Source organism: Nonomuraea sp. NPDC003754, assembly GCF_053605785.1.
Window position 1 is genome coordinate 29,875 of record NZ_JBSGJX010000045.1, and the last position, 14,293, is coordinate 44,167.

12 protein-coding genes and 1 pseudogene are annotated in these 14,293 nt (G+C 71.1%); 8 read left to right on the forward strand and 5 right to left on the reverse strand.

The features are described from left to right. Position 1: 1 nt before the first annotated feature. A complete protein-coding gene (locus ACWEVS_RS37905) occupies positions 2 to 562 on the reverse strand; it encodes a methylated-DNA--[protein]-cysteine S-methyltransferase (RefSeq protein ID WP_452555541.1) in 561 nt (186 codons plus the stop codon). A 216-nt stretch (positions 563 to 778) separates the two neighbouring features. Between ACWEVS_RS37905 and ACWEVS_RS37910 the strand changes: the two genes are divergently transcribed. Next, a complete protein-coding gene (locus ACWEVS_RS37910) occupies positions 779 to 1,705 on the forward strand; it encodes a glucosyl-3-phosphoglycerate synthase (protein ID WP_449931034.1) in 927 nt (308 codons plus the stop codon). 328 nt (positions 1,706 to 2,033) lie between these two features. Here ACWEVS_RS37910 and ACWEVS_RS37915 read toward each other — a convergent pair whose 3' ends face one another. Beyond that, on the reverse strand, positions 2,034 to 3,017 hold the full coding sequence (locus ACWEVS_RS37915; RefSeq protein WP_452555543.1) for a helix-turn-helix domain-containing protein: 984 nt from the start codon (positions 3,015 to 3,017) through the stop codon (positions 2,034 to 2,036). A gap of 101 nt (positions 3,018 to 3,118) precedes the next feature. On the opposite strand from ACWEVS_RS37915, the gene ACWEVS_RS37920 reads away from it, so the two are divergent. From ACWEVS_RS37920 to ACWEVS_RS37935, 4 genes are all read left to right on the forward strand, one after another. Next, entirely contained in the window at positions 3,119 to 4,150 is a 1,032-nt protein-coding gene (locus ACWEVS_RS37920; RefSeq protein ID WP_449931030.1) for a saccharopine dehydrogenase family protein, read from the forward strand. Between the two features lie 513 nt (positions 4,151 to 4,663). Continuing rightward, on the forward strand, positions 4,664 to 5,254 hold the full coding sequence (locus tag ACWEVS_RS37925; RefSeq protein ID WP_452555545.1) for a class I SAM-dependent methyltransferase: 591 nt from the start codon (positions 4,664 to 4,666) through the stop codon (positions 5,252 to 5,254). A gap of 485 nt (positions 5,255 to 5,739) precedes the next feature. Continuing rightward, positions 5,740 to 6,801 (forward strand): MFS transporter, encoded by a 1,062-nt coding sequence (locus ACWEVS_RS37930; protein ID WP_452555547.1) that lies wholly within the window; start codon positions 5,740 to 5,742, stop codon positions 6,799 to 6,801. Between the two features lie 594 nt (positions 6,802 to 7,395). Then, positions 7,396 to 8,607, forward strand: coding sequence for an acyl-CoA dehydrogenase family protein (locus tag ACWEVS_RS37935; RefSeq protein WP_452555549.1), 1,212 nt, complete (start codon positions 7,396 to 7,398; stop codon positions 8,605 to 8,607). 386 nt (positions 8,608 to 8,993) lie between these two features. Here ACWEVS_RS37935 and ACWEVS_RS37940 read toward each other — a convergent pair. From ACWEVS_RS37940 to ACWEVS_RS37950, 3 genes and pseudogenes are all read right to left on the reverse strand, one after another. Next, a pseudogene (locus tag ACWEVS_RS37940) lies at positions 8,994 to 10,126 on the reverse strand (methyltransferase domain-containing protein). 20 nt (positions 10,127 to 10,146) lie between these two features. Next, a complete protein-coding gene (locus tag ACWEVS_RS37945) occupies positions 10,147 to 11,439 on the reverse strand; it encodes a radical SAM/SPASM domain-containing protein (protein WP_452555551.1) in 1,293 nt (430 codons plus the stop codon). Positions 11,440 to 11,611: 172 nt separating this feature from the next. Continuing rightward, the gene (locus ACWEVS_RS37950) at positions 11,612 to 11,965 is read right to left on the reverse strand and encodes a hypothetical protein (protein WP_452555553.1); all 354 of its coding nucleotides are present in this window, start codon (positions 11,963 to 11,965) and stop codon (positions 11,612 to 11,614) included. 76 nt (positions 11,966 to 12,041) lie between these two features. Between ACWEVS_RS37950 and ACWEVS_RS37955 the strand changes: the two genes are divergently transcribed. The 3 genes from ACWEVS_RS37955 (at position 12,042) to ACWEVS_RS37965 (ending at position 14,285) form a co-directional block, all read left to right on the forward strand. Continuing rightward, positions 12,042 to 12,488: a hypothetical protein gene (locus ACWEVS_RS37955; protein ID WP_449931016.1), complete on the forward strand. Its 447-nt coding sequence runs from the start codon at positions 12,042 to 12,044 to the stop codon at positions 12,486 to 12,488. Positions 12,489 to 12,513: 25 nt separating this feature from the next. Continuing rightward, positions 12,514 to 13,740: a hypothetical protein gene (locus tag ACWEVS_RS37960; RefSeq protein WP_452555555.1), complete on the forward strand. Its 1,227-nt coding sequence runs from the start codon at positions 12,514 to 12,516 to the stop codon at positions 13,738 to 13,740. A 110-nt stretch (positions 13,741 to 13,850) separates the two neighbouring features. Further along, entirely contained in the window at positions 13,851 to 14,285 is a 435-nt protein-coding gene (locus tag ACWEVS_RS37965; protein WP_452555557.1) for a nucleotide triphosphate diphosphatase NUDT15, read from the forward strand. Positions 14,286 to 14,293: the final 8 nt, after the last annotated feature.

Sequence of the window (14,293 nt, forward strand, 5' to 3'; positions counted from 1 at the left end):
GTCAGACGAACAGCGGCTGCAGCGCGCCCTCGTGGGTCAGCAGGAACCGCTTGCGCTCCAGGCCGCCGGCGTAGCCGGTCAGCGACCCGTTGGCGCCGATCACCCGGTGACACGGCCTGACGATCAGCAGCGGGTTGGCGCCGATCGCCCCGCCCACCGCGCGGATCCGGTCGCGCGGCGCCCCGACCTGCTCGGCGAGCCGGCCGTAGGTGGTGGTCCTGCCGTACGGCAGGCCGTCCAGCGCGGCCCACACCGTCTCCTGGAAGGCGCTGCCGTGGTGGACGAAGTCCAGCTCGAAGCCGGTCCGCTCGCCCGCGAAGTACTCGCGCAGCTGGCGCTCGACCGCGGCGAACGCGCCGGGGTCGCGCCGCCCCGCCCGCGCGCCGCCCTGGCCGGCGCCCTGGCCGGCGCTCTGGCCGGCGCTCTGGTCAGCGCCCTGCGTCGCGCCCTGGTCAGCGAACGACACGGACGCCAGGGCCAGCCCGCCCCTGGCCGCCTCGGACCGCTCTCCGATCAGCAGCAGCTCGCCGATCGGGCTGTCGACCGTCGTGTGGACGTTCATGCTCCGCACCCTTCTTCGTGGAGTCCCTCTCTTGAGAGAACACCGGAGGGCCCAGGAAGGATCGGCGGTTTTCGGACCTCGCGGTGGCGATGCGGCGCGCTCGTCGCGCGCTCGTCGGGCGGCCGCCGGTCAGGGCGGCCTCCCGTCGGACGACCCCTCGTCAGGAACGCCTGAGCCGGACTCTAAGCTGAGGTGACATCGACGGGGGAGGGGCGTGTGCTGCCTGAGGTAGAGGCGTGGCTGCGGAGCCGCACGTCCTCAGCCGCCGACTGGCCCCTCGAGGCGCTCCTGGAGCGCAAGGGCGACACGACGATCAGCGTCGTCCTGCCCGCCCGCGACGAGCGCGAGACCGTCGGCGAGATCGTCGGGATGATCAGGCGGGAGCTGCGCGCCCTGGTCGACGAGGTCGTGGTGATCGACTCCCGCTCGAGCGACGACACCGCCGTGGTGGCCGCCAGGGCGGGCGCGTCCGTGCACGCCCAGGACGAGATCCTGCCCGATCTCAAACCGCTCGACGGCAAGGGCGAGGCGCTGTGGAAGTCGCTGGCGGTCACCTCGGGCGACCTGCTGGCCTTCATCGACGCCGACCTGCGCGACTTCCGCTCCTCCATGGTGACCGGGCTGCTCGGTCCGCTGCTGTCCGACCCGTCCGTGGTCTACGTCAAGGGCAGCTACGACCGTCCCCTGCTGGGCGCGCCCACCGGCGGCGGCAGGGTGACCGAGCTGGTGGCCCGCCCGCTCATCAACATGCACTGGCCCGAGCTGGCGGGGTTCGTGCAGCCGCTGGCGGGAGAGTACGCAGGGCGGCGCTCGGCGCTCGAACGCGTCCCCTTCGTCACCGGCTACGGCGTCGAGCTCGGTCTGCTGGTCGACCTGTACGAGCTGGCCGGGCTCGACGCGCTGGCCCAGGTCGACCTCGGCTCCCGCGAGCACTCCCACCAGTCGACCGAGGCGCTCGGCGGGATGGCGGGGCAGATCATGCTGGCCGCCTGGTCCCGGCTCGAGCGGCAGGGCAAGATGATCCCGCTCCACGAGCCTTCCGTACGGCTGTCGCAGTTCCGCAGGAACGAGCGTGGTCACCACGTGCTGACCAGGAACGTCTCGGTCGCGGAACGACCTCCGATGATCACCGTGGCCGGTTGACCCGGACGGGCCGACGCGCCCTTGTCCGCGCTCGACCAAGCGCGCCGGATCAGGACTCGCAGGCGCAGATGACCGCCTGGATCCGGTCGCGCAGGCCGAGCTTGGACAGCACGTCACTGACGTGGGCCGGGGCGGCCGCCGTCTCCCTCCGCACATCGATGTCATCCGGTCTCCGAAAGCGGCGGCACCTCCCGGTCTTCGAGGGCGGCGGCGTCTCCTGGTCTCCGAGAGCGGCAGCGTAACGCGGTCTTCGAAAGCGGCGGCGTCTCCCGGTCTTCGAGAGCGGCGGCGCTGACGGTGACACCGCCGGCGTTGTCCGGGAGAAGGCTCAGGGGTGCTGGTGGTGCCGGCCGCTGTCGTCGGGGCCGGGGCGGGTCCGCGAGCGGAAGGTGCGGCGGTAGGTGTCCGGGGGCACGCCGACCGTGCGGTTGAAGTGCCGGCGCAACGTCGTGGCGGTGCCCATGCCGGTGGCCGCCGCGATGGTGTCGACGCTGTCGTCGGTGGTCTCCAGCAACTCCTGGGCGTGGCGGATCCGCTGGGTCAGCAGCCACTGCAGCGGAGTCGTACCCGTCACCGACCTGAAATGGCGGCCCAGGTTGCGCGAGCTCATCCGCGCCTGGCGGGCCAGGTCCTCCACGGTCAGCGGATGGTCCAGCCGTTCGATCACCCAGGGGAACAGTTCGGCGAGCGGGTGGTTGTCCGGGGCGGGCACAGGGGTGGTGACGAACTGCGCCTGGCCCCCGTCCCGGTGTGGCGGCACGACCAGGCGGCGGGCGACCACGTTGGCGATCGCCGAGCCGCGGTCGAGGCGGACGAGGTGCAGGCACAGATCCACGGCGGCGGCCTTGCCGGCGGAGGTGAGCACGCTGCCGTTGTCCACGTAGAGGACGTCCGGGTCCACCTTCACCTGCGGGTAGCGGGCGGCCAAGGTGTGGGTGTGCGCCCAGTGCGTCGTCGCGCGCCGCCCGTCCAGGAGGCCGGCGGCGGCCAGCACGAAGGCGCCCGTGCACAGTGAGGCCACGCGCGCGCCTGCCTCGTGGGCCGCGCGCACCGAGTCGACCAGGTCGGCGGGTGGGTCCTCGTCGACGTCGGCCCAGCCCGGGACGATCACCGTGTCGGCGTCCGGCAGCCGGTCGAGGCCGTGGTCGGGCTCCAGCCGGAACCTGCCTGCCCGTACGGAGCCCGGCCCGCAGACGGCGACGCTGTACCAGGGGCCTGCCACGCCGTCCGGGGCGGCGCCGAAGATCTCGTACGCCACGGACAGTTCGAAGTGCAGCATCCCGTCGGTGACGGCCAGCGCGACAGTACCCATGTCCGGAATTATACGTGTCATGGCGTTCCGGACACTCGCGGTGGGATGCCGGCCTTCGCCAGGATGTCCGCAACCAATCATTCGAGGACAGGGGACCACCCATGGGATCGGGGCACACGGTAGCGGTGTTCGGCGCGTACGGGCACACCGGGCGTTTCGTGGTGGCACAGCTGCTGGAGCGCGGGTCCGTTCCGGTTCTGTCCGGGCGCGACGCCGACAAGCTGAAGATGCTGGCGGCGTCCGAATCCGGGCTGGAGGCCCGGCCGGCGTCGGTCGACGACCCGGCCTCGCTCGACCGCGCACTGGCCGGTGCGGCGGCCGTGATCAACTGTGCCGGACCCTTCGCCGATACCGCCGCCCCCGTGATCGAGGCGGCACTGCGCGCCGGGATCCCGTATGTGGACGTGGCGGCCGAAGTCGAGGCCAACGTCGACACGTTCGCGCACTTCACCGACCGCGCCCGCGACGCGGGAGCGGTGATCGTCCCCGCGATGGCCTTCTACGGCGGCCTCGGCGACCTGCTGGCCACCGCGACCATGGGCGACTGGGCCACGGCCGACGAAGCGCACGTCGCGTACGGGCTGAGCAACTGGCACCCTACCGCCGGGACGCGTGCCGCGGGCGCGGTCTCCCGGCAGCGGCGGGGCGGACGCCGCGTTCGATACACGAACGGACAGCTGGAGTACCGCCATGACGACCCGCCGACCCTCGACTGGCCGTTTCCCGACCCGTTGGGCACCCGGGCGGTCATCGGGGAGTTCACGATGGCCGACGTGGTCACCATCCCCAGCCACCTGTCCATCCCTGAGGTGCGCACGTACATGACGGTCGAGGCGGCCAGAGACGTGTCGGCCCCGGACACACCGACGCCGGCCACGGTCGACGAGCATGGGCGGTCGGCGCAGACCTTCCTTGTCGACGTCGTCGTGCGCTCCGGCGGCACCGAACGGCGCGCTGTGGCCAGAGGCCAGGACATCTACGCCGTCACCGCGCCGCTCGCGGTGGAAGCGGTCGACCGCATCCTCACGGGACGGACCAGGACGGTCGGTGTCGCCTCCGCGGGTGCGGTCTTCGACGCGCCGGACTTCCTCCGCGCACTGTCCCCGCACATTTCCATTGACCTGCGCCAGTAGCGCCAACAGACCGGGCCGATCCCGGTGTGGATGTACAGGTTCCATGCCGGCTTCACCGGTCCGCTTCCATGCCGGCATCATCTACCGGCACGCTCGGGCCTCGCGCGGGACGAGGACTTCACCCCTCCGGCTGTGAGCCCACCGCCGCTTGACCTGCGGGACTCCGGTGAACGCGAGGCGGAGCATCGGGTCGGGCCGGGGGCGCGCCGTCGGGTTCCTGTTCCCCGGTTCGACGGGAGGGGCCTCGGCCGTACGGCTCGCGACTCGCGCGCACCGCGGCGTGCGGGACGGGCGGCCTGCGGCATGCGGGGCCGATGGGTCGCGGTATGCGGGATCGGCGGCCCGCGGTATGTGGGAGCGATGGGCGCAGTATGGGGGATCGGCGGCCCGCGGCATGTGGGAGCGATGGATCGCGATATGTGGGATCGGCGGCCCGGGGTTGCGGGATCGGCGGGCCGCGGTATGTGGGACCGGTGGGCGGAGCGCCGGGGCGGGCCGTACAGAATGGGCTGCATGAGCAGATGGCGTGACCTGACCGGTGGAAAGCTGGGCGAGGCCTATGACGGACGCTTCACGGCGCTGGCCGCCACGGGTGCCGACGTCCACGGAGAGGCGCGCTTCTGCGCCGCGCTGGTGCCGCCCGGCGCGAGGATCCTCGATGCGGGATGCGGCACCGGCAGGGTGGCGATCTGGCTGGCCGAGCAGGGCTACGACGTGGTGGGCGTCGACCTCGACCCCTCCATGCTCGCCGTCGCCAGGAGCAGGGCGCCGGAGCTGACCTGGATCGAGTCCGACCTGGCCGCGTTCGACCTTCCCGAGCGCTTCGACCTGGTCGTCGCGGCGGGCAACGTGATCCCGCTGCTCGCCGAGGGCAGCGAGCCTCAGACCGTGGGCCGCCTCGCCGACGCGCTGCACCCCGGCGGCCTGCTGGTGGCCGGATTCGGGCTCGACGCCGATCACCTGCCGGTACGCCCGACGTTCACGCTCGACGACTACGACACCTGGTGCGCGGCCGCTGGGCTACGGCTGCGGGACCGCTTCGCCACCTGGGACGGCGAGCCGTACCGGGATGGTGGGTACGCGGTCAGTGTGCACGGCCGGTAACCGCGCCGGATCAGGTTGGTCGCACCACCGGGGGCGGCGAGCCGTACCGGGATGGTGGATATGCGGTCAGCGTGCACGGCCGGTAACCGCGCCGGATCAGGTTGGTCGCACCACCGGGGGCGGCGAGCCGTACCGGGATGGTGGGTACGCGGTCAGCGTGCACAGCCGGTAACCGCACGCGGCGCGCCGGACCGGGCTGGCCGCCGCGCATCAATCCGCGGCGGGAGCGGCGCGCCCATGCCGGCCGTCCGGTCAGGGTCGCGCCCGGTGTGCGGTTAGGGTCGCGCCCGGCGTGTGCCGGTCGGCCTGCGGGCTCAGGGCGCGCCCGGGGTGAGCCGGGTGGAGTCGACATCGTCGCCCGGTCAGGGCGCGCCGCCCTTGAGCGCGGCGGCGACGAAGGCGGCGATCTGGTCGCGCCCCGCCGCCTCGTCCTCCACGTCGTCGCCCAGGATGATCCGGCCGAGTTGCCGCATCATGGCCGGCACATGGCGGCGGGACGGCACACCAATCCGAACGCGCTCACCTGGCTCGTCACCGCTTTCGCCGCCGGCTACGGGCTCGGGTTCCTCCTGTTCGGCCCCCTTTCCGACCAGTACGGCAGGCGCCGGCTCCTGCTCCTCGGCATGCCGATCGCCGCCGCCGCGACCGCGCTGGTGGCGGCCAGCCCGAACCCCGCCGTCGCGATCGCCCTGCGCTTCGTCCAGGGCGTCGCCGTCGCGACCTTCCCGCCCGCCGGCATGGCCTACCTGGGGGAGAGCGTCGAACCCCGCCGCAGGGTGGTGGCCATCAGCGCGATCACCGGCGCCTTCCTCGCCTCCGCCGTGCTCCTGCAGGTCGGCGGCCAGCTCGTCGTCGGTGCGCTCGGCTGGCGTGGCCTGTTCCTCCTGCCCGCGGTGGGCCTGGCGGCGGCGGCGCTCGCCCTGCGCGCCGTCATGATCCCGGACGCGCCGCGCCGGTCGGCCGTCTCCCTCGCCTCCGCCTACCGCGTGGTGCCGTCGCTGCTGGCCAACCCCGCCCTGGCGCTTCGCTACGCGGCCGTCCTCGTCCTGCTCGGCGGCTTCGTCGCCGTCTACACGGGGCTGCAGCTCTCGGGCATCGTCACCTCCTCCGGCGAACTCCTCGGGCTGCGCGCCAGCGGCCTGCCGTCCATCCTGCTGGTCCCGCTCCTCACGCCATGGCTGGCGCGCCTCGGCGCACCGGTCCGGGCCGCCGCCTTCCTGCTGCTGGGCGCCGCGGTGCTCGTCGTCACCGGCGCCACCGTGCCGGGCGCGGTGGGGCTGGCCGTCCTGCTCGCCCTCTACGTCGCGGCGATCACCGCGGGACTGCCCGCACTGAACGAGTCCATCGCCGCGCTCGCCGAGGGCTCTCGCGGCACCGCCCTGGCGCTCTTCTCCTTCTTCTTGGCGGTCGGCAGCAGCCTGGGGCCGTTGGCGGCGGCCTCGTTCACCGGCTTCAACCTGCTGATGTACGGCCTGGCGGGCGCGATGGTCGTCGCGGCCCTGGCGGTGCTGGCGTCGAGGGCGATCACGGCAGGCCGCCGTCCCTGAACGGACGCACCCTCGCGGCAGGCCACCGCCGTTCGAAGCGCGTGGCAGGCCACGCGCGAGACGCCTGGTCAGCCCCTACGGCCGGCCACCTCGTCCGACCCACGCGGGTTCACCCCCCACTGCGACCACCTCGCGCATACGCCGGACCCCACGACCGCCTCGCGCACGTACCGGACCCCACCTGAGCAGCCCTCGCCGCATGGACCGGATCCCACCTGTGTCGCCCTCGCCCATGGACCCCCACCTATGGCGCCCTCGCGTATGCGCCGGACCCCACCTACGGCGCCCTCGTGCATACGCCGGACCCCCGACCGCCTTCCGCATGTGCCGGGGGCACATCGGCGCCGGTGGGCGCCAGCCGCTCCCATCAAGACGCTGCCCCCGACTCGGGGGGTTCCAGGCGCGACCGAATCGTCTCGCCGGCATCACCGCCCACCCAGGGGCCGCTGCCGTCAGCGCCAGCTCCGGGCCCGCCTGGCCGATCCCCGGCAGTGGCGGCCTGCCGTACCGGCGGGTACAGTCAGCGATGTTACCGCCGGTAACGCCCGCTGGGGCGGGAACCGGAAATATCGCCATTTGAGTGGGAGCAGTGGTATGGCCGGCTTCTGTCCAGAACCCAGCGACGACGTCCGTGACGTGCGCACATGGGTGCACGAGTTCGCCCGTGACGTCATCCGCCCCGCAGGCGCCGAGTGGGACGAACGCGAAGAAACCCCCTGGCCCGTCATCCAGGAAGCCGCGAAGGTCGGCCTGTACTCGCTCGACTTCTTCGCCACCCAGTGGTTCGAGGAGAGCGGCCTCGCGCTCCCCGTGGCGTTCGAGGAGATCTTCTGGGGGGACGCGGGCATCGGCCTGTCCATCGTCGGCACCGGCCTGGCCGCCGCCGCCATGGCCTCCGGCGGCACCCCCGAGCAGATGGGGGAGTGGCTGCCGCAGATGTTCGGGACGGAGAACGACGTCAAGCTCGGCGCCTTCTGCGTCTCCGAGCCCGACGCCGGCTCCGACGTGGGAGCCGTCCGCACGCGTGCCGTACAGGATCCCTCCGGCGACTGGATCCTGAACGGCGTGAAGACCTGGGCCACCAACGGCGGCATCGCCAACGTGCACATCGTCGTCGCCTCCGTCGACCCGGCGCTCGGCGCCCGGGGGCAGGCCTCCTTCGTCATCCCGCCGGGGACGCCGGGCCTGTCCATGGGGCAGAAGTTCCGCAAGCACGGCATTCGCGCCTCGCACACCGCTGAGGTCGTCCTGGAGGACGTCCGGGTGCCCGCCTCCTGCCTGCTCGGCGGGCAGGACAAGCTCGACGCCCGCCTCGCCCGCGTCCGCAGCGGCGAGCGCGCGGGGGAGCAGGCGGCCATGCGCACGTTCGAGACCACCCGCCCGTCCGTCGCCGCCATGGCCGTGGGAATCGCCCGCGCCGCCTACGAGTACGCCCGCGACTACGCCCGCGAGCGCGAGCAGTTCGGTCGCAGGATCGGCGAGAACCAGGCCATCGCGTTCCTGCTCGCGGACATGGCGACGCGCGTGGACATGGCCCGCCTGCTCACCTGGCGGGCGGCGTGGATGGCCAGGAACGGCAGGCCGTTCGACCGCGCGGAGGGCTCGATGTGCAAGCTGGTGGCGGGCGAGACGGCGGTATGGGTGACCGAACAGGCGATCCAGGTGCTGGGCGGCGCTGGTTACACCCGCGAGCACCCGGTGGAACGCTTCCACCGCGATGCCAAGATCTACACCATCTTCGAGGGCACGTCGGAGATCCAGCGCCTGATCATCAGGCGCGCCGTCACCGGCCTGCCAGTGAGGTGAGAACTTCGCGCGTCAGAGGGGCGGCGTGGCCACAGGGCAGTTGTCGTGCCACGCCTCCCCTGGCTGACGGAGCAGCGTTGGCGCGGCGTGGGACAAGGTCCTCAAAGCCATGACTCTGGCGCCCTACCTGGCCGGCGTCGCCGGTATGGCGGTACTGCAGGCGGTCAGCAACGACCCGTCGATGATCGCGTTCCTGCCTGACTGGGTGGAGGCGATCACCCTGCCGCTGCTGCCGACCGCGCTGGCGGCCGTCGTCGGCTATAAGGCCCGGCACACCCCGCTGGTCGGACCTCCCGGCCGACCAGCAGTAGCAGCCACACGAGAGCGCCCCGTTCCTCCTCCGCGGAGGGGCGGGGCGCTTTTCGCGTTTCCGGTGACTCCTGAAGTCAGGCGATGGTGGCCTTCCACTGGCCGCGCTGCAGGTGGATCGCCCCGTCAGAGTCGATCCGGACGTTCGCGCCGTACAGCGGCAGCATGCCGTTCTCCAGCCAGTAGTCGCGGGCCTCGTCGAGCACGTCCCACAGGCGGCGCGGCCCGCCCTGATGGACGACGCCGGTCTCCTTCCCGGTCTGAACGGCGCGGGCCCACGACCCGTCCGCGTGCACCATCAGCGCGGTCCGGGTGTCGCCGTCCTGCTGGAAGTCGTGTTCGATGCCCGGCGACATGACCTCCAGCATCGAGCGGAGCTCCCAGGCGTTCTCCTCGATGTCGATCACGGGGTACCTCGCGGCCGCGACCTGGTCACCCTCGACGGTGCGCGCGGTGTCCATCAGACTGGCCAGGCCCGGCGGGTAGTCGGCGCCGGTCCTGGTCTTCATGAACATCGCCCAGTCTCGCTCGATCTGGCCGGCCGCGCCGCCGTCGTCGGTCTTGGTGGCGCTGACGATGAGCGAGGTGTTGGAGATGGTCGTCACCAGGCGGCCGCCGGGTTTGAGCGCGGTCAGCCAGGAGGCGGGGATAGGCCGTACCGACACCATCGCCACGATCCGATCGAACGTCCACGGGATCTCCCCGACGGCGTCCATCGGCGCGACACGCGGATGGCAGTCCTGCTGGGACAGCCGCGACGCGGCGATGGAGGTGACGTAGTCGTCCACGTCGATGCTGGTCACCTGGCTCTCGCCGAGCAGGTGGCACAGCAGGCGGTGCCGTACCCCGAGCCGGTGCCGACGTCGAGCACAGTGTCCTTCTCGCTGATCCTCGCGTGCCGGTACATCTGCAGTACGAGAGTCGGCAGCGTGCTGGAGGAGGTCGGCCGTCCGGTCGGGGCGTCGCTGGGCTTGGCGTGGTCGGCGTGGAGAGTGCCGACCTTCGTGACGACCGTGCGGTCCCGATAGACGGTGTCCAACCAGGCCGCTTCGTCGGCCGCGCCCTGATGCAGCTCCCAGTGGCCGCCGCTCCACGTCCACCAGGCGGGCACGAACTGGTGCCGGGGGACGTTCGTGATGGCGTCGCGCCACCGCGACCCAGGATGGGTGACGCGGGCGGCGAGCGCGTGCGCGTAGGGTTGCCAGTCCATAGTGATCAGTCTGCTCCCTGTCACCTGATCCCGGCGAGAGGGATCCGCTGCGCGGGCAGGATGAGTGCGTTGCTCTCGCAGATGGTCTCGGCCGGCGCGCAGTCGTTGCCGTCCGACCCCGGGTTGCAGGCCGTCGCGCCGGCGGGGCGGGGGACCTGAGTGAGGAGGTTCTGCCAGATCTGCCCGACGAGGATCTCCGCGAGCGGTGTGGTCTTCACGTTCCCTGCGGGCTGAAGGAACCGGGACATGACGCACATCCACACGTCCCCGTTGGACGCGACGGCGGCGCGTCCGTTGCCGCACTGGCCGCACAGCTCTTTGACGCCCGTCTCGATGGTGGCGGCGCCGCGACCGACGCCGCGCAGCCGGTCGATCGGCCCGAGACGGTTCACGCCGAGCGCCTTCATCTGCGCCCACGCCTGCTCGGCGCGCTGCTCGTCGGAGAGCTGGACGATGGCGACCTTGAGAGGGATGCCGCGCCGTAGGGCCTCCTGGATGTTGGCGAGGGTCCGGGCGTGGGAGCCGCTGCGCTCGGTGATGCGGTCGTGCTGGTCGGGGTCGTCGGTGTAGTACGACGTCGCCAGCGTGACGTTGGGGTCGTCGAGCAGGTCCCACACGCGGTCGGTGACCCGGTAGAGGTTCGAGAACACCTGCGTCTTCAGGCCCTGGGCGAGGGCGTGCTTCAGCAGCCGCTCGAAGTCGGGGTGCTGGGAGGGTTCGCCGCCGATGAGTTGCACGGTGGTGATCCCGGCGGCGGGGGCCGAGGTGAGCAGGTTCTCCCAGTCGCCGGTCGTCATGGTGCCGTGGCTGGCGTTGGGACCGGAGTCGGCGTAGCAGTGGCCGCACCGGAGCTGGCAGCGGCCGGTGATCTCCAGCTCCAGGAAGTGGACAGGGGCGAGCTGGGGTGTGGCTTGTGCTGTCATCGTCGGTCCTTCTGTGGGGGACGAGGTCGAGCCCACGGCCACGAGAGAGATGCCGCCCTCCGCGCGCACCACCCGTAGGGGGTGAAGGGCGATTCGTCTCGTGGCCACGGGATTGTGCCTGGCGAGCCTCGCCGGCGAGCGGATTGACTGCGCGTCGCTGCCGGTGAGCACATTGAGGCCCGCCAGAGTCTCGAATTCGGCGTCGATCATCAGGTGGCGCAAGGTGTCGGGGTCGGAGGACTCGACACAGCGGCACTGGCCGGGATCGGCCATGTGCATCGCGCAGAAGGTTCGTGCCCAGGGACGCCACATGATGAGCCAGCCGGGACAGAACGCCTGCAGGAGTTCGGCGCGGGCGACCTCGTGCGCGTCATACCGGGGCGGCGTCACGTCGGACCTCTGTCTCGTCGAGAAGGGCGGCCGCCATGTACGTGATGCGTCTGCTGGCCAGCATGTTGGCCAGCGGCTCCGAACACAGCTGCTGGCTGCAAGTAGAGCCTGCTTGTGCTCGTCTGCTGTGGCTGCGTGGGCGATGTCACGGTGTTGGTCCTCCCGTCCGCGATCAGGAGTGGGGGTCCCCGGCGTTATGACGCGAATGCCGGGGCTCCTGGTCCGGTGCGCTGGTCGGTTGTCGTGTCGTGTCGTGTCTCAGCAGGGTGGTTGCCTCGGCGCGGCTGGCTGCGCCAGGTAGGCCGGGCAGGAAGGCGGCGCGATCAGCGGTTGCTGGTTCGTCGCCGTGCTCGCCGAGTTCGTATCCGTAATCGGTGAGGTAGCGACCGTTAATGGCGCCAACGGCCTCGCGGACGTGTGGATGCAGAGGGTTTCTGATGGTTAGTGAGCCGTCGTCCCGGTTTGTCACGGACTGCCCGCGCGCTTCGAGCGGCTCGGTCGGAATGGTCGAGTGATTGGCTTCCACGGCTCAATCTCACTGCGGAGGATGAGTGGGCGGGATCTGACAACCTATGACACGGAGTTGATCAATGCCTTTGGCTGTGACGATCACCGGAACCAGGTCTACCGGCCATCGCGAGCTCTCGTGGTACGCCGACCGGTTCAGCACCTACCTCGGGCCGTTCGCGAAGGATGGCGCGCACTTCTACATCGGAGGTGCGGTCGGCATCGACAGCCTGTCGTTGCTCTGGCTGGCCGGAAACTCGAAGGCGCAGATCACGATCGTCGTCCCGGGCACCGTGGAGCAGCAGCCGGCTGAGGCGCGGCAAGCCATCGCCCGGTGCCGTGATCGAATCGCCGAGATCGTCGAGCTGGGTGCCGCGGAGCTGCATACACCCACGTACTGGGCGCGCAACATGTGGATGGTCGATCACGCTGACATGGTGATCGGCTTTCCCCGTGACGGTGTTGAGGGCACCTCAGGGACCTGGCAGACGATCAATTATGGGGCGACGCAAGGGAAACCCCGGCTGATCGTGCCCGTCTGAGCCGCGAGGAGTGCATCATAAGCGGATGAGCACGCGGGACAAGCTCGTCGGCGCGGCCACCCTCAAACGGCTACGGCTCGCCCGCGGTTGGTCACTATCCGACACTGCCCGAGCCATCATCGACGCGGCGGCCCGACTCGGGCAGCCCTTCGACATCAGCGCTGCGAGTGTGCAGCGGACCGTCGCCCGCTGGGAGACCGGTACGGCGCCGGTCCTGCCCAGCGAGCGGTATCAACTGCTCCTCGCGCATTTGTATGCACACGGCACTGACGGGCGGAGATCCCTCGGCACTGGCAGTGACTTCGCCGAGCTGCTCGATGCCCTCGGACAGCTCGGGGAGAGCGAGCGGCGACTCGGCGAGCTGCGCACACTCCTCCTACGCACCACTACCGACGCTGGCGGAGGTCTGCTCGCGCTGCTTGGCCCGCCGATGCAGCGCACACTCTCGGTCGCCCTGGCCGACGCGTCCCGTCTCGACGAGGGGCTGATCGCGGCGATGCGCGATGCCGTCTCCGCCGTGAACGACCAAGTCGGCAGCATCCCGTTCGTGCGGCTGCAGCTGGTGCTCGCGCCGATCGTCGAGTCATGTCGCCGGCTGCTCGGCTCCCAGGCTCCCCGGCAGTTCCTTCCCGACTTGAGATCCGTCGCCGCCCAGGCATACATGCTCTCCGGGCGGTTCGCTTTCGAGACCCGAGACGACGAAGCCTCCAGGGCGTTGTACATCGCGGCGACGGACGCAGCCAGCGGTCTGGGCGCGCCATGGCGCAGCGCAGTCGTCCGCATGAGTCACGCGCTCGTCACGCTGTATTCGACTCCGGGCCTTGATGCCGCGAAGGAACTCGTGGACGCAGCGGTACGCGATGCCCGAGCTGGCGATCGGCCTCGTGCCTGGCCTGGAGACGTGCGTCTGGTCGAGGCATACGAGTTGCCCGTCGATGTCGCTGTGGAGTTCCCAGGTCACGACGGGGAGCCGGGGGCGAGGCGGAGGTCGTGGGCGACCGCCTTGGTCGCATTCTCGTCCCCTGGAGCGTGCGCCGTCAGGTGGCCTGTGACCCCGGCCTCGCGTCAAGCGGCTGCCCACGCGGTGGGCTCGTCGCGCCGCTCGATGGCCATGGGCATCGTGATGGCGACGGCCGGTCCTTGGACGATCATGTCGCGGTTCGCGATGCGCCAGACCAGCCGGGACGTGATCTTATGGCAGGCGCCCGGGTCCGCAAACAGGCCCGCCCGAACGTCACCACCCCACTGCTGAGGATTCGGGGGGCTGCACTGCCCATCGTGGTCGGCGGGTGACGACGTCTCCTCGACCCGAGCTCGATCCCCCGCCACCTCCCACTTCACGCCGCCACTATTGTTCCGTTCGTGCCGGTTCACAGCGCCCATGGTTTTCGTGCGGAACGGATGGTCGGGGTCGGGGTTGTCCTCACAGATGCCCGTGGGCGGATCCTGCTTGGGCATCGGATCAAGGCCGGTGAAGATCCGTCGTGGTGCCTGCCCGGCGGGGCGGTCGAACCGGGCGAGAGCTTCGAGGCGGCAGCCGTACGCGAACTTGCTGAGGAGACCGGGATCAGAAACGCGGGCGTGCCCGTGGTCACCGCGGTGGTCCTGGATCACCCCGGCGGCGCGGTCCGGGTGACAGCCGCCGTGGCCATGTCAGCGGGTGTGGCGGAGCCGTACATCACCGAACCGGAGGTCTTCGCCCGATGGGCCTGGTTCGCCCCGGACGCGCTGCCGACACCGCTCTTCCCTGCGACCGCGCTGGTGCTCGGTGATCACGGCTATCGGGTGCTCCGGTGAGTCTGGAG

Excerpts from the sequence above, each read along its gene's own strand:
- ACWEVS_RS37960 (WP_452555555.1), top strand. The coding sequence starts at position 12,514 with ATGAGCACGCGGGACAAGCTCGTCGGCGCGGCCACCCTCAAACGGCTA.
- ACWEVS_RS37915 (WP_452555543.1), bottom strand. The coding sequence starts at position 3,017 with ATGGGTACTGTCGCGCTGGCCGTCACCGACGGGATGCTGCACTTCGAA.
- ACWEVS_RS37925 (WP_452555545.1), top strand. The coding sequence starts at position 4,664 with ATGAGCAGATGGCGTGACCTGACCGGTGGAAAGCTGGGCGAGGCCTAT.
- ACWEVS_RS37935 (WP_452555549.1), top strand. The coding sequence starts at position 7,396 with ATGGCCGGCTTCTGTCCAGAACCCAGCGACGACGTCCGTGACGTGCGC.
- ACWEVS_RS37930 (WP_452555547.1), top strand. The coding sequence starts at position 5,740 with ATGGCGGCGGGACGGCACACCAATCCGAACGCGCTCACCTGGCTCGTC.
- ACWEVS_RS37920 (WP_449931030.1), top strand. The coding sequence starts at position 3,119 with ATGGGATCGGGGCACACGGTAGCGGTGTTCGGCGCGTACGGGCACACC.
- ACWEVS_RS37905 (WP_452555541.1), bottom strand. The coding sequence starts at position 562 with ATGAACGTCCACACGACGGTCGACAGCCCGATCGGCGAGCTGCTGCTG.